Below are 18,618 nucleotides of genomic sequence, written 5' to 3'. Positions count from 1 at the left end.
CCGCGGCCGCGGCCGCGGCCGCGGCCGGGAGAAGGTGTGGGTGTTGCGTGTCGGGACGGGGTGGCCGTACTCGGCGGTGGGCAGGGCGCGGTTCCGGCGGGGCCGGATGGCGGGCGAAGGACGGCGGGCGCGGGGGCCGGCCTCGGGACAGGGCCGACCGCGTCCGGAGCGGCGGGACCGAGCCCGGTCACGGGCGGGGTGAGCGCCACAACGGCGACGTCGGGCGGCGCGGGAGCCGGTCCGATCGCAGACCGGCCGTGTCAGCGCACGCGACAGCGGCACCGGCGGCGACACAGGCCGTCATCGGTGCTCGTGAGCGACATGGAGATCAACACCATGCGCAGGAAGCGCGTCGGACCGGACATACACCACCAGAATACGCCTCACCGGACATTCCCCAAAGGGCCGCCTCCGTCACCCGGTCACGGGCGGCACCGCGGGGTCCCGGCGCCGTCACCTCGCCGACTCGGCCGGCACTGCGTACCCCCGACGCCCTCTGCCCGGCTTTTCGGATCGTTCCGGGCTCGCGGCCACGCCGCTACCGTGCCCTGCTCGGCAGGCTCCACACGATGGCGCGATGGGGCTTCCCGGGGCGGCCCGGTGCGGTCACGGAGCCCTCACAGGTCCACCGTGCCGCCGCAGCGCCAGTAGTGGCCCGTGTCGCGGTCGAGGAAGCCCTCGTCGACCAGGGAGCGGCGCAGGGTCGCGTGATCGGTGTAGATGGACCGCAGGACGGCGTTGACGTCCGCTTCGGTGTAGCGGATGCCGGGCTCGAAGGCGCGGGCCACGTGGTCGAGCAGGAGCAGCCGCTCGGACCGGCGCACCGGGATCGCGACGATGCGGCCGTCGCGGGTGAACGCGGCGACCACCGACTCCGCCCCGGCGCCGTCGTCCTCGGGGAGGTCCGGCGGGTCGGGGGCGGATGCGGCGGCCACCGCGTCGCCCAGGACATCGGGTCTGGCCGCCCAGCGGGCGCCGCGGCGCTCCACGAGGCCGCCCCGTTCGAGGCGGCCGAGGCACCGCAGCGCCTCGCGCGCCGGGACGCCGGCGAGTTCGGCGGCGTCGTCCGTGGTCGTGGCCCCGAGCACGACGGCGGAGAAGATCCGCAGCCGTTCAGGGGCGCTCAGCAGGCTGAGGAGCCGGAGCGGTTCGCCAGCGGGCATGGGTTCATCGAAGCAGAGCGAGCGCCCCACGTCACCCCCGGCCCGCCGTTCAGCGCCCGTCCGGGGTCACCGGTCCAGGTCTCCTGCGCCCCGCACGCCCAGTTCGTCCAGCCGGTCCAGCATGTCGCCGACGTCGGTGTAGACGCGGAAGGCGCCGGTGCGCTCCAGCTCGTCGCGGCCGTACCCGCCCGACAGCACCCCCACGCCCAGCGCACCGGCCCTGCGGGCGGCCAGCAGGTCCCAGACGCTGTCGCCGACCACCATGGCCTGGCGCGGGTCGACGCCGAGGTGGGCCGCCGCCGCGAGGAACAGGTCGGGGTCGGGCTTGGCGTGGCGGACCAGGTCGCGGGTGACCATGGGGGTGTCGGCGGGCAGCCCCAGCAGCTCCAGGGAGCGGCCCGCAGTGCGGCGGCGCCCACTGGTGGCGATGGCCCATTTCACCCCGCGCTCGGTGAGGTGGTGCAGGAGCTCGGCGGCGCCGGGCAGGGGCCGGACGGAGTCGTGCTGCCGCAGGAACTCCTCGGCGTGCACCGCCTGGAGCTCCTCGACCTGCTCGGCCGTCAGCCGCCGCCCGGTCTCGCGCATCAGCGCCGAGACGAACAGGCCCCCGCTCATCCCGATGCGCCGGTGGATGCGCCACACGGCGAGGTCGATGCCCATGTGGGACAGGGCCGCACGCCACGCGATGACGTGCTGGTAGACGCTGTCGATGAGCGTTCCGTCGAGGTCGAACAGGAAAGCGGGCGGGTCGGGGGACGGGTAGCGGGCGTCCGCCGTCCCGTCGGACGGCGATCCGGCTGAAGAAGCGGAGGATGAAGATGAAGAGGTCACGGGAACCCAGTCTCCCCGCCTTCGCCGGGAATCGGGCGCCCGCCCCCGGCGTGGCGCCCCCTCAACGGCCCGGGGCACGGTCGGCCACCGTGTGGAACATGCTGTTCTCCCCGCCCCCTCAGCGGCCCGGTGTGCGGTCGGCCACCGTGTGGAACATGCTGTTCTCCCCGCCCCCTCAGCGGCCCGGGGCGTAGTCGGCCACCGTGTGGAACATGCCCTTCACGGCCATCTCCACCCGGCCCGCGGCCCGGTCGGGATCGATCGGCAGGAGCACGTAGGACATGGTCAGCCGCAGGGCGACCTCGGCGATGTCCTCGGCGCGGTCGCCCAGATCGGGGTGGGTGGCGCGGAGGTGGCCGGTCATCCGCTTGCCCAGCTCGACGTGGAGGGGTTCGGCGCGGGTGGTGAGCACGGGCAGCATCACCTCGTCGCCGGTGATGATCGCGCGCCAGACCGGGTTCGCCGCCGTGGCGTGCAGGGTCCAGCGCGCCGCCGCGGCCACCGCGCCCGGCACGTGGTCGCCGTGGCCGGTGAGGATGTCCATGACGCCATCGAGGAAGCCGCCCGCCTCGCGGACCACGACCGCCTGGAGCAGCCCCTCCTTGCTGCCGAACTCGTTGTAGAGGGTCTGCCGGGAGACGCCCGCGTCGGCGGCGATGTCGGCCATGCGCATCCGGGCCCAGTGACCGGCCACGACACCGGCGTAGGCGGCGTCGATGAGCCGCCCTCGCACACCCCTGGTGTCGCGGGTGGCGGGCCGCGGGCTCCCGGGAGTCATGGGTCCCATGGTGCCACGCCGAATGGCTAACACTCTGGTCACGCGGGGGTGCCGTCGCGTTGCGGCGGGTCTCGGGAAGGTAGCGTTACCGGCCATGGCGTCCTTTGACGATGATCTGCGTCTCGCCCACGTCCTCGCCGACGCGGCCGACGACATCTCCCTCAAGCACTTCCGGGCGCTCGACCTCAAGGTCGACACCAAACCGGATCTCACCCCCGTGACCGAGGCCGACCGATCCGTCGAGGAGACGCTGCGCGGCGTCCTCTCCCGTGCCCGCCCCCGTGATGCCGTTCTGGGCGAGGAGTACGGGAAGACGGGCAACAGCCACCGCGTGTGGGTGGTCGACCCCATCGACGGCACCAAGAACTACGTGCGGGGCGTGCCGGTCTGGGCCACCCTCATCGCCCTGCTGGAGCACGACCGCCCGGTCATGGGGCTGGTCTCGGCTCCGGCCCTGACCCGCCGCTGGTGGGCGTCGAAGGGCAGCGGCACCTGGACCGGCCGCGCCCTGACCAAGGCCACCCGCTGCTCGGTCTCGCGGGTCACGGAGCTGGGCGACGCCTCCCTGTCCTTCTCCGAACTCTCGGAGTGGGAGCAGCAGCAGCGCCTCGACTCCTTCCTGGGCCTCACCCGCGCGGTCTGGCGCACCCGCGCCTACGGCGACTTCTGGTCGCACGTCATGGTGGCCGAGGGGTCCGTGGACATCTCCGCGGAGCCCGAGCTGTCGCTGTGGGACGCCGCGCCGCTCTCGGTGATCCTGGAGGAGGCGGGCGGGCGCGCCACCGACCTGCGCGGGCAGGACTTCACCGACGGGGGCTCCCTGGTGTGCACGAACGGGGCGCTGCACAGCCAGGTGCTCACGTGGCTCAACGGGGGCCCCACCCCGCTGCGGCTCACGTGATGGGACGACGAACCCGGCCGTGACCGATCTCCGCGCGGAACGGACGTTTCGCGAACGGATCCGCGGAAGCCGTAGTAGGGTGCCGCACGTGTCCGATCTCCCGCACCTGCCCCGCTTCCTCCTGCTCCCCGCGGCCCTGGCCGGGTCCCTGCTGGTCACCGCCTGCGGCGGCGACACCGGTCCGTCGCAGAGCGAGCTGGAGGCGATGATCGCGCCCGAGGCGTCCTCGGGCGCCGACGAGGCCGACCTCACCGAGCTGGCCTTCGACCCCGAATCCGTCGCCTGCGCCCCGCTGCTCCACGGCGATGCCCCCGGAGCCTGGGAGACCTCCGCCCCGCGTGCGGAGGTCGCCGCCGGCGAGGACGCCGATCTCCGGCTCCGCGACGCCGAGGGCTCCGGAGAGACCGCTGTCAGCGCGCAGGTCGTCACCCCTGACGGCGACCGATTCGACGCCGCGACGACCGCCACGGGCGACGGTTGGGCGCAGCTGGCGTTCCCTTCGGGGTTCGAGGCCGCACCCGAGGCGCCGGGCGAGGGGACCTACACGGTCATCTGGACGACCGGGGGCTCCGACTCCGCCTTCATCTCCTGCGACGGCTTCCGCATCGGCTGACCGCCCGCCCTTCGCCCCTTCCCTTCTCCGCCGCGTACCCGCCCGCCGGCCCCGTGACCCGATGACCGGGCCGGGGCCGCCCTGCGTTCCCACGGCTCCCCATTTTTCCGCGCCGAGAATGAACCGTTTCGGCCGACCGTTGCGATGACGTATTCAGCAGGCGCCCCCACACGCGCCTGCGCCCCCCATGCAGAAAGGCCGACGGCTTGCTGCGTTCCGTCATCGCCGGCATCGTGCTGGCCTTCGCCGGCTCCCGCGCCAACGTCTCGCGCACGATCCTGTCGTGCGCGGGCATCGTGGTCGGGGTCGGCGCGCTCATCACCGTCGTGACGGCCGGGGATGTCGGTGAGCGCTTCGCCACCTCGTACACGGAGGCGAACTTCGGCGTCGCGGCGACCATGCAGGTCGACGTCACGGCCGAGGTCGCCGACGTCGAGGCCCTGGAGACCGACCTCCAGCGCGCCGGCGGGCAGGCGGTCTCCCTCGCGGCCTACCCCTCGGGCACGGTCCTGGTGCGCTCAGGCGGCCAGGTGATCCCCGACGTCGAGACGACCGTCGTCGACGCCGCGCTCGGCGACATCCGCCGCCTCAACATGCGGGAAGGCCGCTGGTTCACCGAGGCCGACACCGAGTCGCTGGCGCCCGTGCTGGTCGTGAACGAGGTCCTGGCCGACCAGATCGGCGACTCCGCCGACCTCCAGATCGGCGGTTCGGAGTGGCGCGACGTCCGCGTCGTCGGGGTCGTCGAGGGCACCGCCCTGGACTCCGGATGGAGCAGCGCCTATCTGCTGCGCTCGCCCGCGTCGGTCGACATCGCCTACCCCGGCGCGGAGCCGGACGGCCAGGGCATCCAGCTCAGCTACGCCGTGCGGGTCGACCCCGGGGACGCCGACGAAGAGGCGGTCCACTCGCGCCTGGCCTCCGCCGCCTGGCGGTGGGGGGTGGACGACCCTGAGAACGCGATCACGGTCTTCCGCATCGACGGGGCCGAGGAGATCGAGCAGCTCCTGTTCTACCTCTCGCTCGCCCTCCTGGGCATCGCGGGGATCACGCTGGCCACCGGTCTCCTCGGCGTCCTCAACGTCGGCCTGGTGACCGTCCGGGAGCGGCGCCGCGAGCTGGCGACCTACCGGGCGCTGGGCGCGAGCCGGCTGACCCTGTTCGTCGCCGTGGTCACCGAGTCCGTGGTGGTGTCGATGGTGGCCGGGGCCGTCGCGCTGGCGTCCTGCTATGGGCTGGCAACGGCGGCCGACGCCCTGGCCGCCGACTTTCTCCCGCCCGATGTGGCGGTGTACGTACCCTTCCAGGCCGTGCTCGTCGGCCTCGGCAGCGCCGCGGGCGTCGGGCTGCTGGCCGGAGTCATCCCCGCCTGGCGGGCGCTCAGCGCGTCCGTGGTGGCCGGGTTGCGCGAATAGGAGCGGAACCGCGTGAAGAAATGGATCATCACCGGCGTCGTGCTGGCCGTCCTCGCCGGGCTGGGGGGCGGGAGCTACCTGCTGCTCGGCCGGCCGACCGGCGGAAGCGACGACGACCCCGTGCTCGACGGCGGCGCGACGACGGTCGCCGAGAGCGCGCCCGTCCCCGTGGAGCGGGGGTCGATCGACTCCCAGGTGGTCCTGGACGCCACCGTGCGCGCCGACGCCGCCTCCCCGGTGGAGACGCGGGAGGCCGGCGAGGTCTCCCGGGTCTGGGTGTCCGACGGGGACGCGGTCGAGGAGGGCGCGCCCATCGTGTCCGTCACCGTCGCCGGGGACGGCGGCGGAGACGACGGTGGGGACGACGCCCCGGCCACGGAGTCGCTGGCCCTGACCGCGCCGTCCTCGGGGACCGTCGACGGCCTCGGCGACCTCGCCGTGGGCGACCCCGTCGAGCCCGGGGCCGCCGTCGCGCAGATCACCCAGGACGAGTTCCGCGCGGTCGCCGCCATCCCGCCCAACGACCTCTACCGGTTCTACGACGACCCGCGCGAGATCCTGCTCCGGATCGACCAGGGCCCCGCCGCCGAGGAGTGCGACTTCCTCTCGCTGGGCGAGATCAGCGAGGAGACCTCCGAGAGCACCGAGACGGAGGAGGACATTCCCGCCGACCCCTACATGATGGGCGGCGGCGACAGCGGGGGCGGCGGAGCCGAGGCCACGGCCGAGCTCCACTGCCGGGTACCCGACTCCCTGCGGGTCTTCCCCGGTGTGCAGGGCAGGCTCTCGGTGGTCACCGGCCGCGCCGAGAACGCCCTGCTGGTCCCCCTGACCGCGGTGCGCGGCAGCGCCGATCAGGGCGAGGTCATCGTGGTCGGCGAGGACGGCGGCGAGGAGCCGCACGAAGTGGAGCTGGGCGTCTCCGACGGCACGATGGTGGAGGTCACCGACGGCCTGACCCTCGACGACCAGGTCCTGGACCCGGTCCCGCTGGAGGGCGAGTTCGACACCCCCGCCGAGTCCGACCCCTCCGCCGAGGACGGCGCGATGACGGACGAGGGGTTCTAGGTGTCGGCCTTCACCTCGCCCCGCGCCGGGCGGCTCCTGGCCCGCGGCCGCCACACCGACGCCCTGCTGCGGGTGAGCGGGCTGCGCCGGGAGTTCCGCGTCTCGGGCTCGGTGCTGCGGGTCCTGGACGACTGCTCGATGGAGGTGGGCCGCGGCGAGGTGGTGGCGATCGTCGGCCAGTCCGGGTCGGGCAAGTCCACCCTGCTCAACGTGCTCGGCCTGCTCGACACGGCCGACGCCGGCGAGCACGTCTTCGACGGGGTCGACGTGACCCGCCTGCGCGAGGGCGGGCGGGCGCGGCTGCGCAACGAGGGCATCGGGTTCGTCTTCCAGCAGTTCCACCTGCTCGACCGGCGCACGGCGCTGGCCAACGTGGCGGTGCCGATGGTGCTGGGCGGTGTACCGATGGTGCGCCGCCGCGCCGTGGCCAAGGAGCTGCTGACGGCGGTCGGCCTGGGCCACCGGCTCTCCTCCTACCCGCACCAGCTCTCCGGCGGTGAGCAGCAGCGTGTGGCGCTGGCGCGGGCGCTGAGCCGCAACCCCTCGCTCATCCTCGCCGACGAGCCCACGGGCGCCCTGGACGCCGCCAGCAGCCAAATGATCATGGAGCAGCTCCTCGGCCAGGCGCGCAGCCGCGGGGCGGCGGTCGTGGTGGTCACCCACGACCCGGAGGTGGCCGCTGTGGCCGACCGGACGGTGAGCATCGTGGAGGGCCGGACGGCGTAGAGACAGAGAAGAGGCCCGGCTTCCCTTTCGGGAAACCGGGCCTCTTCGTTTTGGTAGCGGGGACAGGATTTGAACCTGCGACCTCTGGGTTATGAGCCCAGCGAGCTACCGAACTGCTCCACCCCGCGTCGATGTGTCTTTATAGTAGCGCGCTTTCACTGCGGCACCAAATCGATCCGAGCGTGGCGCCGCGGCGCGTCCGCTCCAGCTCGGCACCCCGCCGCCGGGACGGCCCGGCCGCACGTGGGGCGAATGATGGAAAAGGCCCGGTCTCCCTTTCGGGAAACCAGGCCTTTTCGTTTTGGTAGCGGGGACAGGATTTGAACCTGCGACCTCTGGGTTATGAGCCCAGCGAGCTACCGAACTGCTCCACCCCGCGTCGATGTGTCTTAAGACTAGCGTGCCCGGGCGGTAACGCCAAATCGTTTACCGGGCCGCCGGGCGTGCCGTGCGGCGGGGCGGTGCCCCGCCGCACGGCGCTGGTGCCCAGCCCTAGCCCGCGGCCTGCTCGGCGCGCTCCAGCGCGTCGGCGAGCCGGTCGTTGGCTTCGTCGTAGGCGGTGAAGTCGCCCTCCTGGAGGGCGTCCTGCCCCTCCTGGTAGGCGTCGGCCGCCTCGGCCAGCGCATCGGCGAGGTCGCCGCCCGCTGCGCCGCCGCCGGCCTCGCCGTCGTTCTCGGGGGGCGGCTGGTCACCCGACTCGTCGAGCGGGCCCTCGCCTCCCTCGAAGAGGTTGTTCAGCGCCTCCTGGAGGTTGCCGCCGATGGCGACCTCCTCGCCGAAGCCGACCATGACCTGCTGGAGCAGCGGGTAGGAGCTGTCGCTCCCCTCGGCCTGCACGTAGAGGGGCTCCACGTACAGCAGGCCGTCGGCGAACGGGAGGGTCAGCAGGTTGCCGTTGATGATCCGCGACTGGTCGTTCTGCTGCAACGGCAGCAGGACGTCGCGGATACTGCTGTCGGCCTGGAACTGCGACTGCACCTGGCCCGGCCCCAGGACGACCGTGTCCTGCGGCAGGTTGAGCACCCGCAGCTGCCCGTAGTTGTCGGAGTTCGGATCGCTGTCGACCGACATGAACGCCGCCAGGTTCTCCCGCCCCCGGGGCACGAAGGTCGAGGTCACCGAGAAGGACGCCTGTTCGTCGCCGGGGAACCGGATCGTCTGCCGGTACGGCGGCTCGGGGCGGGCCCCCTCGCCCTCTTCGCTCGTGGGGTCGTTGGGGACGGTCCAGAAGTCCTGGCCGCCGTAGAAGGCGTCGGCGTCGGTGATGTGGTACCGGCTCAGGATCTCGCGCTGCACCTTGACCAGGTCATCGGGGTAGCGCAGGTGCGACAGCAGCTCGGCGTCGATGTCATCGCGCTCGGTGATGATCCCGGGGAACGCCTTGGACCAGGTCTGGAGGACGGGGTCCTCCTCGTCCCACCCGTACAGGGTGACCGTGCCGTCGTAGGCGTCGACGGTGGCCTTGACCGAGTTGCGGATGTAGTTGACCTGGTTGCCCGGCAGCGACTCCACCGTGTTGTTGCCCTGGGTGAAGGTGTCCTCGGTGGCATCGGCGAAGTCGATGCGGTTGGCGTAGGGGTAGCCGTTGGAGGTCGTGTAGGCGTCGACGATCCACTGGACCTTGCCGTCGACGATGGCCGGGTAGGGCCTGCTGTCGACGGTGAGGAACGGGGCGACCTGCTCGACGCGCTGGACGGGGTCGCGGTCGTAGATGATCTGCGACTCCGACGTGATGGCGTTGTTGAGCAGGATGTCCATCTCTTGGTACTTGATGGCGTAGAGGATCCGGTCGAAGAAGTTGCTCAGCCGCACCCCGCCGTCGCCGTCGTAGTGGTTGGTCTGCTGACCGGTGTCGTTCGCGTTGCCCTCGCCGGCCTCGGCGCCCGCACCGGGGCTCGCCTCGGCGTCGGGGCTCTGGCCCTGCTCGGCGTCGGCGCTCTGCTCCCCGCTGGCCGGGGGGTTGGCGTTGTCGGCCTCGGGAGAGGGAGAGGGGGTCGGGGAGGCGGCGTCCTCGGTGGTGGGGACGTCCTCGGAGGATCCCCCGAGCGGGAAGTCGTACTCGGGCTCGGCGTTGACGATCACGTACTCGGCGCCCTCGCGGCCGAAGTAGATCCGCGGCTCGTACTCGCCGGTGACCTCGGACAGCTCGCCCGTGGGCGGGATGTTGTACTCGCTGAAGACCGGCCGGCCCTCGGTGTCGACCTGGTTGCCGGCCGCCGCGACGATGCCGAAGCCGTGCGTGTAGACGGTGTGCCGGGTCAGCCAGTTGTTCTGGTCCTCGGGCGGGCCGCTCAGCTCGCGGACGGCGACGACGGTGTCGACGTTGTTGCCCTCGGGGTCCTGGTAGCGGTCGACGTCCAGCACCTCGGGGAACTGGTAGAAGCCGCGGACCTGCTGCATCTGCTGGAAGGTCTGGGAGACCACCGAGGGGTCGAGCAGCCGGACGCTGGGGATGGTCGCGGCCTCCTGGGACAGCTGCTCGGGGGTGAGCTGGGTCTGGGCGTCGTAGTCGACGACCTCGACCTCGTCGACGCCGTAGGCCTCACGCGTGGCCTCGATGTTGCGCTGGATGAACGGGCGCTCGACGCGCTGCTCGTTCGGGCTCACCTGGAACTGCTGGACGATCAGCGGCCAGAGGCCGCCGATCAGCACCGACGACAGCACCAGGAGGGCGAGGCTGGCGAACGGCACCATGGCGTTCTTGAAGTAGATGTTGGCGAAGAACAGCGCCGCGCAGACGACGGAGATCATCGCGAGGATGATCTTGGCGTAGAGGACGGCGTTGACGTCGGTGTAGGCGGCGCCGAACGCGTAGCCGCGGTTGGAGAACACCAGGCCGTACTGGTCGAGCCAGTAGGCCGCGGCCTTCAGCAGCACGAACACGCCGAGCAGCACCGACAGGTGCACCCGCGCGGCGGGGGTGGCGCGCTGGCCCTGGCCCTGGAGGCGCACCCCGCCGTAGAGGTAGTGCACGACCAGCGCGGCGATGAACGCCAGGATCACGGCGGCGAACAGGTAGCCCAGCACCACCCGCAGGAACGGGTAGACGAAGGTGTAGAAGGAGACGTCGGTGCCGAACTGCGGGTCCTCGACGCCGAACTCGGTGGAGTTGGCGAACTGGAGGAAGACGCCCCAGTCACCGCTGGCCGACACCCCGGTGAGCAGGCCCAGGCCGGCCACGATCAGCCAGAAGAAGAGCTTGCGGTGCGGGTCGATGGACATCCGGTACCGGTCGAGGCCCTGCTGCTCCAGGCTCACCGGACGGGCCAGCGGCCGGGTCCGGAAGGCGAAGTACATGCTCGCCCCGACCATGAGCGCCATGACGGCCGCGCCGGCCACGAAGAGCATCGCGCGCGTCCGCAGCTCGGTCAGGAAGACCGACGTGTAGCCGACGGAGTCGAACCACTTGTAGTCGGTCCAGAAGTTCGCGGCTATCAGCAGGCCCGCGACGATGATGCCGACGACCAGGACGACCGGCGCGAGCAGCCGTGATCGACGAGGCATTCGCGGCGCAGTCGCGCCGGGCGGTCGGAAGCTCACGCCTCCCCCTTGCTCTAGCTATCTGTGAGACGGGTGTCCCCTTACGTACGGGCAACTTATTGGCCGGGCGGCAGGTTCCCGAATCTCCGCGCCGAACCGATGACAACATCACATCGGCGGGGACTCGGGGCTGTTACGGCGGCCTGTGTCAGCCTGTTGTGTTCCGACCCTACTCGCCGGATACCGCGCCGCCGCTCCGGCCATCCGTCACCATGGTGGGGTGTCTTTCAACATTCGCGAAGTCGTGATGGATATCGAGCGCCATGCGTCCGGGCAGGGCTGGGACCAGCCCATCCGGGTCTATGCCCTGGTGCCGACCGCAGATCTGGTCGGCCGGGAGCCGGCGCTGGCCGAGATGCTCGGGGTCAGCGGGGAGGTCGGCGCCGATGAGCTGACCCCCGTTGAGCAGGAGCCGCTGCCCTCGGACATGGCCTTCGAGGAGGCGCTGGGGCGCATGGCCTGGCCCGAGACCGTCGCCGGATGCGCCCTGGTCATGGAGCGGCTGGTCGTGAAGGGGTCGGACGAGACCCTGACGCCGCCGGGCGACGCCGACCCCGGTGAGTGGGCCCGGCGCCAGGACGGCGCGGAGGAGATCCGGATGGTCGCCGGGGTGCTGCGCGACGGTGGCCGCCATTCGGCGCTGCGGATGCGCAGCCACGACAGCGACGAGCAGGTGCTGCACGGGGAGGACCTGGTGCCCGCGCTCACGTCGGCGCTGGCGCTCACCTTCGAGGAGGAGTGACCCGCTGCGGGTCCCGGCCCCGGCGCCGGGCCCGCTGAGCGGGGCCGGCGGCCGACGACCGGTGGGGGTCAGCCCGGTTCGCAGCGGGGCAGGTCGCCGGTGTCGCCGCCGCTGCGGATCGTCTCCAGCGCGCCGACCGCGTCGCCCAGGCGCTCGACCCGCACGACCTCGATGTCGCCCGCTGCGGCGGAGTCGAAGGTCTGCGAGCAGCTCTCGGCCGCGACGAAGAAGTACTCCGCCCCCAGCCGCTCGGCGCTCACCATCTTCTGGGCGACGCCGCTGACGCCGCCCACCGTGCCGTCGGCGGCGATCGTGCCGGTCCCGGCGATCTGGTGGCCGCCGGTCAGGCCCTCCTCGGAGAGCCGGTCCATGATCCCCAGCGCGAACATCATCCCGGCGCTGGGGCCGCCGACGTCGCCGACGCTGATCTCGACATCGAAGGGGAACCGCAGATCGTCGGCGATCATGATCCCGACGATCGCGGTGCCGTCGTCGCTCTCGGTGGTGGTCAGCGGGACGTCGACGGTCTCGCCGTCGCGGTCGACCGTGATCTCGACCGGGTCGCCGGGGCCGCGGTCGCCGACGAGCCGGACCGCATCGTCCTTGCCGGCGACCGCCTCGCCGTCGACGGCGGTGACGACGTCGCCCTCGCGCAGCTCCCCCTCGGCGGGCATGTCCTCGGCCACCCCGGCGACGAACGGCTCGGTCTCGTAGTCGATGCCCAGCTCGGTGAGTGCGGCCGCCGTGGCGTTGGTCTGGGAGTCGTCCATCTCCAGGGTCTGGGTCTCGCTGATCTCCTCGACGCTGCGGTCGGGCGGGAACAGCGCCTCCTCGGGCAGCACCGCCTGGCTCGGCGACAGCCACGCGCTGAGGACCGTGAACAGGTCCATCCGGGTCCCGGGGCCGCCGGTGTACTGGACGGTGACCATGGACAGCCCGCCGTCGTGCTCGTAGCTCTCGGCGCCGTCGACCTGGATGACGTGCTCGCCGTCGGCCTCGCCGAGGGTGTCGAGCGCGAGCCCGGGTGAGGCCACGAGGTAGGGGACCGGCAGGTACAGACCGCCGACCGCGAAGGCGGCCAGCAGGAGGACCGCGGCGATCAGGGTGCTTGCACGACGGAGCATGGTCCACAGCCTAAGGGGACGGCGCCGTCCGGTCACCCGGGCCCTCGGACGGTGCGTGGGCGCGCCGCTAGTCGATCCCCACCCATTCGGTGTCGCCGTCGGTGAACGCCTGGTGCTTCCAGATGGGCACCTCGGCCTTGATGTCGTCGATGAGCCGGCGGCAGGCGTCGAACGCCTCCTCGCGGTGCGCGGCCGAGGCGGCCACGACGACGGCGATGTCGCCGATCTTGAGGTCGCCGACGCGGTGCAGCGCGGCCACGCGCCACACGGGGCGGCCGTCGCGCGAGGTGTCGGCGACGACCTTCTCCATGACGCGGCGCATGTCGGCCTCGGCCCTGGGGTGGGCGGAGTACGAGAGGGCGGCGACGCCGCGGCCGTGGTCGTGGTCGCGGACGGTGCCGACGAAGAACGCGGTCCCGCCCGCCCGGGGGTCGTCGACGGCGGTGACGACGTCGTCGACGGTGATCGGGGTCGCGCGCAGTCCTACGAGGGTGATGGGTTCCACAGGCACGACGTTATCAACGCATGCCCCCGCGGTGCCCCGGTGCCTTCCCTCTTGTCCCGGTTCATCCGGAACCGGCCACGTGCTCCTTGGGTCCCGCGCCCGGCCTTCTGGCCACGCCGGCTCAGGACTTCCGGCGCTTGCGCAGGTGCCGGACCGCCGCCGCCGTGCCTATGGCCGCGACGGCGGCGCCCGCGGCACCGGCGGCGGTGATCGTCGCCTCCTTGCGGCCCAGGGTGCGCCCGACCAGGGCGTGCTTTCCGCCCCGCGCCTCCAGCAGGGCGTGCAGCGCGGCGGCGTTGTCGTAGGCGGGGCGCCATCCGGCGTCGCGCAGGGTCGTGCAGTCGACGACGCAGGGGTAGACGAGGAACTTCAGCTCCTCCGCGGAGGCGGGGGTGATGCCCGCCTGGTGCAGCCGCCGCGTGGTGCCGAACGCCAGGTTCGCGGGCAGCTCGAAGCGGCGCAGGCCCGTGATCTCCTCGGCCTCGGACTGGTCGAGGGCGCCGTCGCAGCCCACGGCGAGCGCGCCCTCCTTGCCGTCCACGCCCTCGACCGCGATGAACTCCAGGGCGCTCGCCAGGTCCTCGATGTGGCAGAACTGCCATTGCTGCTCGACGCCCTTCACGCTGAGCAGCCGCGGGGCGGCGAAGTGGCGGGTGAGCGCGGTGTCGAGGCCGGGGCCGACCAGCGGGGCGGGGCGCACGACGGTGACCGACAGCCCCGGGTGGCCGCGGCGCGCGCGGCGCGCGAGGTCCTCGATCTCGGCGTGGTCGCCGGCGATCCCCGGCCCCGTCTCGGCCGAGAGGGGCGCGTCCTCGGGCAGGGGGACGGTGGCGCCGGGGTGGGCGCCGTAGACCGTCGTCCCCGTGACGAGGACGACGCGGGGGACGCGGGCGGCGGCGGCCGCGGTCAGCACGGTCTGCGCGGCCCGGACGTTGGCCGCCCGCCGTTCCTTGGCGGGGGTCTCCAGCGACCGGTCGTCGGCCGTGTGCACGAGGACGTCGGCCCCGGACAGCCGCCCGGCGAGCCCGGGGTCGCGGATGTCGGCGATGCGCCAGGTGGCGCCCTCGATGTCGCCGCGCTCGGTGTCGATCGCGACCGGCTTCGCGGCCCGCCCGGAACCCGCGGCCGCGAGCAGGCGTTCCACCAGGAGGCGGCCGACGCCGGAGGATGCTCCGGTGACGGCGACCACCGGCCCTCCCCCGCGGGGGCTGTGCTGTGGGCGAACCTGGTCGTTTTCGGTATTCACTCCGGGCGGCTCCCAGCTAACGTGACAGTGGAGACAAACCTAACCCTGCCTGAGGTCTAATCGTGAGCGACCTGCCTTTTGGATTCAGCATGCCGAACGACCCGGACGACGAGTCCGGGCGCAGCTCCGGCGACTCCGGCTCCGGCTCCGGGCACGGCGGCGGCCCAGGCGGTGGTGGTCCGGAGATGAACATGCCGGGCGGCTTCCCGTTCGGCGACCCGCAGCAGATGGCCCAGATGCTCCGCCAGTTCGCCGACATGATGTCGGCGCAGACCCCCGCCTCCGGGCAGGGCGGCATCGGCGGCTCGGTCAACTGGGATGTGGCGAAGAACATCGCCCGGCACACGGTGTCGCAGGGGGGCGACCCCAGCGTCGGCCCGCTCGACTTCGCCAAGGTCCAGGAGGCGCTGCGCCTGGCCGACCTCTGGCTCAACGAGGTCACCACGCTGCCGTCGGGGGTCAACACCGTCGAGGCGTGGAGCCGGTCGGAGTGGGTCGAGCGCACCATGCCGACCTGGTCGCGCCTGTGCGCCCCCTTGACCTCGCGCATCGTCGAGTCGATGGGGCAGAACCTCCCCGACGAGATGCAGTCCGTCGCCGGGCCGCTGCTGGGCATGGTCCAGCAGATGGGCGGGATGCTGGTCGGCCAGCAGGCCGGTCAGGCCATCGGCGAGCTCGCCCGCGAGGTGATCGGCTCCACCGACGTCGGCCTGCCGCTGGCGGGTGAGGGGCGCGCGGCCCTGCTGCCGCCCGGCGTCGAGAAGTTCCGCGAGGGCCTGGAGATCCCCAAGGACGAGGTCCGCCTCTACCTCGCGGCGCGCGAGGTCGCGCTGCACCGGCTCTACGGGCACGTGCCGTGGCTGCGCTCGCACCTCTTCAGCCTGGTCGAGGAGTATGCGCACGGCATGTCCTTCGACATGAGCGGGCTCGAGGAGAAGCTCGGCCGGATCGACATGGCCAACCCCGAGGCGATCCAGGAGGCCCTGTCCGGGGCCGACGGCGAGGGCAGCCTGTTCCAGCCCGAGGACACTCCGCAGCAGAAGGCCTCGCTGGCCCGGCTGGAGACCACGCTCGCGCTGATCGAGGGCTGGGTGTCGGTGGTCGTCGACACGGCCGTGGCCGACCGCCTCCCGCACGCGGCCGCGCTGGCCGAGGCCACCCGGCGGCGCCGGGCCACGGGCGGGCCGGCCGAGCACACCTTCGCCACGCTGGTGGGCCTGGAGCTGCGGCCGCGCCGGCAGCGCGAGGCGGCGGTGCTGTGGCGCGGGCTACAGGAGGCGCGCGGGGTCGAGGGCCGCGACGCCGTCTGGGAGCACCCCGACCTCATGCCGTCCGGCGACGACCTCGACGACCCCATGGCCTTCGTCCGCGGAGAAGGCGGCGACGAAACCGCCGACTTCGACATCTCCCAGTTCACCGGCGAAGCCGGTGAGAGCGGCGAGACCGACGGCGACGGCACCCGCGGCGACTCCGCCGAGGGCGACGACGGCGACGGCACCCCCGGCTCCGGCCAGGGCGGTACCGGACCCAAGGGCGGCGCGTGAGCCTGCACGACGACGCGCACGCGGTCCTCACCTCCTGGGTCGCACCCGATCCCCGCCAGGAGGCGCTGCGCCGGTCCTACCTCCACCACCTCGACACCCATCCCGATGCCATGTGGCGCGAGTGCCGCCCCGGGCACCTGACCGCCAGTACCGCGATCATCGACGCGTCGGGCCGCAATGCGGTGCTGACGCTGCACCGCACCATCGGCCTGTGGCTCCAGACCGGCGGGCACTGCGAGGCCGGCGACCCCACCCTCGCCGCTGCGGCGCTGCGCGAGGCTGAGGAGGAGTCGGGGATCAGCGGGCTGCGGTTGCTGCCCGTTCCCGTGGGGCTGGACCGGCACGAGGTGCCGTGCGGGGGCGGGAGCGTGCACTTCGACGTGCAGTTCGCGGCCGTCGCCCCCGATGATGCGGCGCTGGTGCGCGCCGAGGCAGAATCCGATGCCCTGGGCTGGTTCCCGGTCGACGCCGTCCCCGAGCCGACCGACGACGCCTGCCGCACCCTGGTCCGCGCCGCGGCGGAGGCGGTCTGTGCGTCAACGGAGAACCGCACGGGCTGACCGGCCCGATGCGGGCGCCGGTCAGTCGCCGAGGACGTCGTCCTCTTCCTCGACTTCGCCGCTGCCGCCGGCGTCGAGGCGCGGCGCCGCGCTCACGCCCTCGAGGTAGCCTCGGGCGCGCTCGGCCTTGGGGTAGCGGCGTACCATGTCCCAGAATTCCGCGCCGTGGTGCGGGATGACCAGGTGCACGAGTTCGTGGACGAGCACGTAGTCGACCACCCAGCCGGGCATGCCCGACAGCCGCCGCGAGAGCCGTATGGAGCCGTTGTCGGGGGTACACGACCCCCATCTGGCCTGCTGGTTGTCGACCCAGCGGACGCTTTCGGGCAGCGCCCGGCCGTCGAGGTAGCGTTCGGCGAGTTCGCGCGCGCGAGCCTGGAGTGCGTCGTCGTCGCCGGGCCGGCGGCGCCCCTCGCGTGCGTCGAGGCGTTCCAGCATGCGGCCCACCCAGCGCTGCTCTTCGGCGCGCGAGAACGATGCGGGCACGAGGACGACCGTCTTGTCTCCGTCTCGGTAGGCGGACACCGTTCGCCGTCGACGAGGACTGCGGCGTACCTCGACTTTTGTGTTCGGAGGCACGAAATCACGTTAGCTCAGAGGCGCCGGACGCCAAAGGGCCGCATTGCGGATTTTTACTATGTGAACTCCGCATTCGTCCCTGGAGCCGACCCGGACGTGATCTCCGCGGCCCGCGTGATCGGCGGATGCGCACAGCCTGTCACCACGTTTCAACGGTGGCCGGATGCGGTCATCCCGGTGTGGTTTCGCCCCCGTTGACGGGGCCGGAGCCGCACACGGCCGGGGCCGGTGCCCCCTGGAGGGTCACCGGCCCCGGCCGGTCAGGGCGCCTGCGTCAACACAGGCGTGATACCGACAGTGTTATGAGTGCCTGTTCGGCACGGCGGCGCTCACGCAGTTCGGCGCGCAATTGGCGGGCCGACAGGCGGGCGCGCTGGCGCTCGATCTTCTGGTCGGCGGTGTCCTGCAACTGGACGAGTTCGAAGAGCAGCATCGGAGATCAGGTCCTTTTCAAGAAGGTGTTCGTGGGCGGCGTGGCGGACGTGTCGTGGGGCCGGGGCGCTCAGGCCGCGACGGGCTCGGGGTTCTTCCGGGGCCGGCCGCGCGGGCGCTTGCGGGCGACGACCTGGCCGGCGACGAGCAGCTCGCCACCCCAGACGCCCCACGGCTCGCGCCGCTCCAGGGCGTCGGCGAGGCACTGCTCCCGGACGGGGCAGGCCTGGCAGACCGCCTTGGCGGCTTCGACGTCCGCCGGAGCCTCGGCGAAGAAGAGGTCGGGCTCCCAGCGGCACGGAACCTCGACGTCGCCGGGCAGCGGGGTCTCCAGGACCGACGCAAGCATCGGTGTCCTCCCTGATGTTTCGTCTTGATCGCGGTTGGCATCCGGATGTTCATCCGGTGATGGGGCCCCGACATCAGACGTGTCCACCTGGCCGCCCTCGGTGAGGAGGGTGGGTGCGGTGGAGATCAAAATGGCCGCGGCCCCCTGTGTGGGGTCCGCGGCCACGGGAGAGACACCCGGCCGTTTACGCTGCTAGGCCGGTACGCTCCGTGGACACTTGCCCACTGCGCCCCCCTTGGGGCGCGGGGTTTCCGAATCGAGCTGGACTTCCGTGTGGCCGGCATCGGCCTTGGGCATGGACCACGCCTGGGCATAGTCCGTCCCGTGACCGCTGCCAACGGGTGCCTTGGTCTGCGGCACCACCCCGGCGCCCGGACGGAGTCCGGAAGAAACGACACGACCGCCGACGGTGCCCCGGGACATGGCGAAGAGCAGACCGGACCGCTGGATCGGGTCGAGCTCAGTGATGTTGCCGATCATCTGACGGGACACCTCCTTCTAT

General features: G+C 72.3%; 19 protein-coding genes and 2 tRNA genes. 8 read left to right on the top strand and 13 right to left on the bottom strand.

Annotated features, from left to right (window positions below; all coding sequences use genetic code 11):
• Positions 1 to 617: 617 nt before the first annotated feature.
• From ACFOVU_RS14990 to ACFOVU_RS14980, 3 genes are all read right to left on the bottom strand, one after another.
• On the bottom strand, positions 618 to 1,163 hold the full coding sequence (locus ACFOVU_RS14990; RefSeq protein WP_378534002.1) for a DUF2087 domain-containing protein: 546 nt from the start codon (positions 1,161 to 1,163) through the stop codon (positions 618 to 620).
• Between the two features lie 66 nt (positions 1,164 to 1,229).
• Positions 1,230 to 1,898: an HAD family hydrolase gene (locus tag ACFOVU_RS14985; protein ID WP_378534070.1), complete on the bottom strand. Its 669-nt coding sequence runs from the start codon at positions 1,896 to 1,898 to the stop codon at positions 1,230 to 1,232.
• Positions 1,899 to 2,169: 271 nt separating this feature from the next.
• Positions 2,170 to 2,772, bottom strand: a complete 603-nt coding sequence (locus tag ACFOVU_RS14980; RefSeq protein ID WP_378534000.1) for a TetR/AcrR family transcriptional regulator — start codon at positions 2,770 to 2,772, stop codon at positions 2,170 to 2,172.
• Between the two features lie 94 nt (positions 2,773 to 2,866).
• Between ACFOVU_RS14980 and hisN the strand changes: the two genes are divergently transcribed.
• From hisN to ACFOVU_RS14955, 5 genes are all read left to right on the top strand, one after another.
• Positions 2,867 to 3,673, top strand: coding sequence for a histidinol-phosphatase (gene hisN / locus ACFOVU_RS14975; protein ID WP_378533998.1), 807 nt, complete (start codon positions 2,867 to 2,869; stop codon positions 3,671 to 3,673).
• An 88-nt stretch (positions 3,674 to 3,761) separates the two neighbouring features.
• Complete coding sequence (locus ACFOVU_RS14970) at positions 3,762 to 4,286, top strand: hypothetical protein (RefSeq protein ID WP_378533996.1); 525 nt, start codon at positions 3,762 to 3,764, stop codon at positions 4,284 to 4,286.
• Positions 4,287 to 4,492: 206 nt separating this feature from the next.
• Complete coding sequence (locus ACFOVU_RS14965; protein ID WP_378533994.1) at positions 4,493 to 5,701, top strand: ABC transporter permease; 1,209 nt, start codon at positions 4,493 to 4,495, stop codon at positions 5,699 to 5,701.
• A 12-nt stretch (positions 5,702 to 5,713) separates the two neighbouring features.
• Positions 5,714 to 6,769, top strand: coding sequence for a peptidase M23 (locus ACFOVU_RS14960; RefSeq protein WP_378533992.1), 1,056 nt, complete (start codon positions 5,714 to 5,716; stop codon positions 6,767 to 6,769).
• 36 nt (positions 6,770 to 6,805) lie between these two features.
• Positions 6,806 to 7,495, top strand: a complete 690-nt coding sequence (locus ACFOVU_RS14955) for an ABC transporter ATP-binding protein (RefSeq protein WP_378534068.1) — start codon at positions 6,806 to 6,808, stop codon at positions 7,493 to 7,495.
• Positions 7,496 to 7,546: 51 nt separating this feature from the next.
• Here ACFOVU_RS14955 and ACFOVU_RS14950 read toward each other — a convergent pair.
• The 3 genes from ACFOVU_RS14950 to ACFOVU_RS14940 form a co-directional block, all read right to left on the bottom strand.
• Positions 7,547 to 7,623, bottom strand: a tRNA-Met gene (locus tag ACFOVU_RS14950).
• Between the two features lie 174 nt (positions 7,624 to 7,797).
• Positions 7,798 to 7,874, bottom strand: a tRNA-Met gene (locus ACFOVU_RS14945).
• A 113-nt stretch (positions 7,875 to 7,987) separates the two neighbouring features.
• Positions 7,988 to 10,999: a UPF0182 family membrane protein gene (locus ACFOVU_RS14940; protein WP_378533990.1), complete on the bottom strand. Its 3,012-nt coding sequence runs from the start codon at positions 10,997 to 10,999 to the stop codon at positions 7,988 to 7,990.
• A 256-nt stretch (positions 11,000 to 11,255) separates the two neighbouring features.
• Here ACFOVU_RS14940 and ACFOVU_RS14935 point away from each other — a divergent pair, with 256 nt between their 5' ends.
• Positions 11,256 to 11,777 (top strand): PPA1309 family protein, encoded by a 522-nt coding sequence (locus tag ACFOVU_RS14935; protein ID WP_378533988.1) that lies wholly within the window; start codon positions 11,256 to 11,258, stop codon positions 11,775 to 11,777.
• A 68-nt stretch (positions 11,778 to 11,845) separates the two neighbouring features.
• On the opposite strand, the gene ACFOVU_RS14930 is transcribed toward ACFOVU_RS14935, so the two are convergent.
• The 3 genes from ACFOVU_RS14930 to ACFOVU_RS14920 form a co-directional block, all read right to left on the bottom strand.
• Complete coding sequence (locus ACFOVU_RS14930; protein ID WP_378533986.1) at positions 11,846 to 12,901, bottom strand: YlbL family protein; 1,056 nt, start codon at positions 12,899 to 12,901, stop codon at positions 11,846 to 11,848.
• Positions 12,902 to 12,968: 67 nt separating this feature from the next.
• Positions 12,969 to 13,406 carry a molybdenum cofactor biosynthesis protein MoaE gene (locus ACFOVU_RS14925; protein ID WP_378533984.1) on the bottom strand — a complete coding sequence of 146 codons (438 nt, stop codon included), beginning with the start codon at positions 13,404 to 13,406 and terminating at the stop codon, positions 12,969 to 12,971.
• Positions 13,407 to 13,527: 121 nt separating this feature from the next.
• Positions 13,528 to 14,595, bottom strand: coding sequence for an NAD-dependent epimerase/dehydratase family protein (locus tag ACFOVU_RS14920; RefSeq protein ID WP_378533982.1), 1,068 nt, complete (start codon positions 14,593 to 14,595; stop codon positions 13,528 to 13,530).
• Between the two features lie 146 nt (positions 14,596 to 14,741).
• Here ACFOVU_RS14920 and ACFOVU_RS14915 point away from each other — a divergent pair, with 146 nt between their 5' ends.
• Both ACFOVU_RS14915 and ACFOVU_RS14910 read left to right on the top strand, forming a co-directional pair.
• The gene (locus ACFOVU_RS14915; protein ID WP_378533980.1) at positions 14,742 to 16,196 is read left to right on the top strand and encodes a zinc-dependent metalloprotease; all 1,455 of its coding nucleotides are present in this window, start codon (positions 14,742 to 14,744) and stop codon (positions 16,194 to 16,196) included.
• Positions 16,193 to 16,756 (top strand): NUDIX domain-containing protein, encoded by a 564-nt coding sequence (locus ACFOVU_RS14910; RefSeq protein WP_378533978.1) that lies wholly within the window; start codon positions 16,193 to 16,195, stop codon positions 16,754 to 16,756. Before ACFOVU_RS14915 ends, ACFOVU_RS14910 begins: the two co-directional genes overlap by 4 nt.
• A gap of 21 nt (positions 16,757 to 16,777) precedes the next feature.
• Here ACFOVU_RS14910 and ACFOVU_RS14905 read toward each other — a convergent pair whose 3' ends face one another.
• From ACFOVU_RS14905 to ACFOVU_RS14890, 4 genes are all read right to left on the bottom strand, one after another.
• The gene (locus tag ACFOVU_RS14905; protein ID WP_378533976.1) at positions 16,778 to 17,281 is read right to left on the bottom strand and encodes a M48 metallopeptidase family protein; all 504 of its coding nucleotides are present in this window, start codon (positions 17,279 to 17,281) and stop codon (positions 16,778 to 16,780) included.
• A 328-nt stretch (positions 17,282 to 17,609) separates the two neighbouring features.
• A complete protein-coding gene (locus tag ACFOVU_RS14900; RefSeq protein ID WP_378533974.1) occupies positions 17,610 to 17,768 on the bottom strand; it encodes a hypothetical protein in 159 nt (52 codons plus the stop codon).
• 69 nt (positions 17,769 to 17,837) lie between these two features.
• On the bottom strand, positions 17,838 to 18,116 hold the full coding sequence (locus ACFOVU_RS14895) for a WhiB family transcriptional regulator (protein ID WP_378533972.1): 279 nt from the start codon (positions 18,114 to 18,116) through the stop codon (positions 17,838 to 17,840).
• A gap of 192 nt (positions 18,117 to 18,308) precedes the next feature.
• A complete protein-coding gene (locus ACFOVU_RS14890; protein ID WP_378533971.1) occupies positions 18,309 to 18,596 on the bottom strand; it encodes a hypothetical protein in 288 nt (95 codons plus the stop codon).
• Positions 18,597 to 18,618 lie beyond the last annotated feature (22 nt).

This window comes from Nocardiopsis sediminis (assembly GCF_042650565.1).
Classification (GTDB): Bacteria; Actinomycetota; Actinomycetes; order Streptosporangiales; family Streptosporangiaceae; genus Nocardiopsis_B; species Nocardiopsis_B sediminis.
The sequence above is the reverse complement of the archived record's forward strand: the minus strand, read 5'-3'. Positions and strand labels throughout refer to the sequence as shown.

Excerpts from the sequence above, each read along its gene's own strand:
- ACFOVU_RS14990 (WP_378534002.1), bottom strand. The coding sequence starts at position 1,163 with ATGCCCGCTGGCGAACCGCTCCGGCTCCTCAGCCTGCTGAGCGCCCCT.
- ACFOVU_RS14895 (WP_378533972.1), bottom strand. The coding sequence starts at position 18,116 with ATGCTTGCGTCGGTCCTGGAGACCCCGCTGCCCGGCGACGTCGAGGTT.
- hisN (WP_378533998.1), top strand. The coding sequence starts at position 2,867 with ATGGCGTCCTTTGACGATGATCTGCGTCTCGCCCACGTCCTCGCCGAC.
- ACFOVU_RS14930 (WP_378533986.1), bottom strand. The coding sequence starts at position 12,901 with ATGCTCCGTCGTGCAAGCACCCTGATCGCCGCGGTCCTCCTGCTGGCC.
- ACFOVU_RS14900 (WP_378533974.1), bottom strand. The coding sequence starts at position 17,768 with ATGCTGCTCTTCGAACTCGTCCAGTTGCAGGACACCGCCGACCAGAAG.
- ACFOVU_RS14890 (WP_378533971.1), bottom strand. The coding sequence starts at position 18,596 with ATGATCGGCAACATCACTGAGCTCGACCCGATCCAGCGGTCCGGTCTG.
- ACFOVU_RS14915 (WP_378533980.1), top strand. The coding sequence starts at position 14,742 with ATGCCGAACGACCCGGACGACGAGTCCGGGCGCAGCTCCGGCGACTCC.
- ACFOVU_RS14980 (WP_378534000.1), bottom strand. The coding sequence starts at position 2,772 with ATGACTCCCGGGAGCCCGCGGCCCGCCACCCGCGACACCAGGGGTGTG.
- ACFOVU_RS14940 (WP_378533990.1), bottom strand. The coding sequence starts at position 10,999 with ATGCCTCGTCGATCACGGCTGCTCGCGCCGGTCGTCCTGGTCGTCGGC.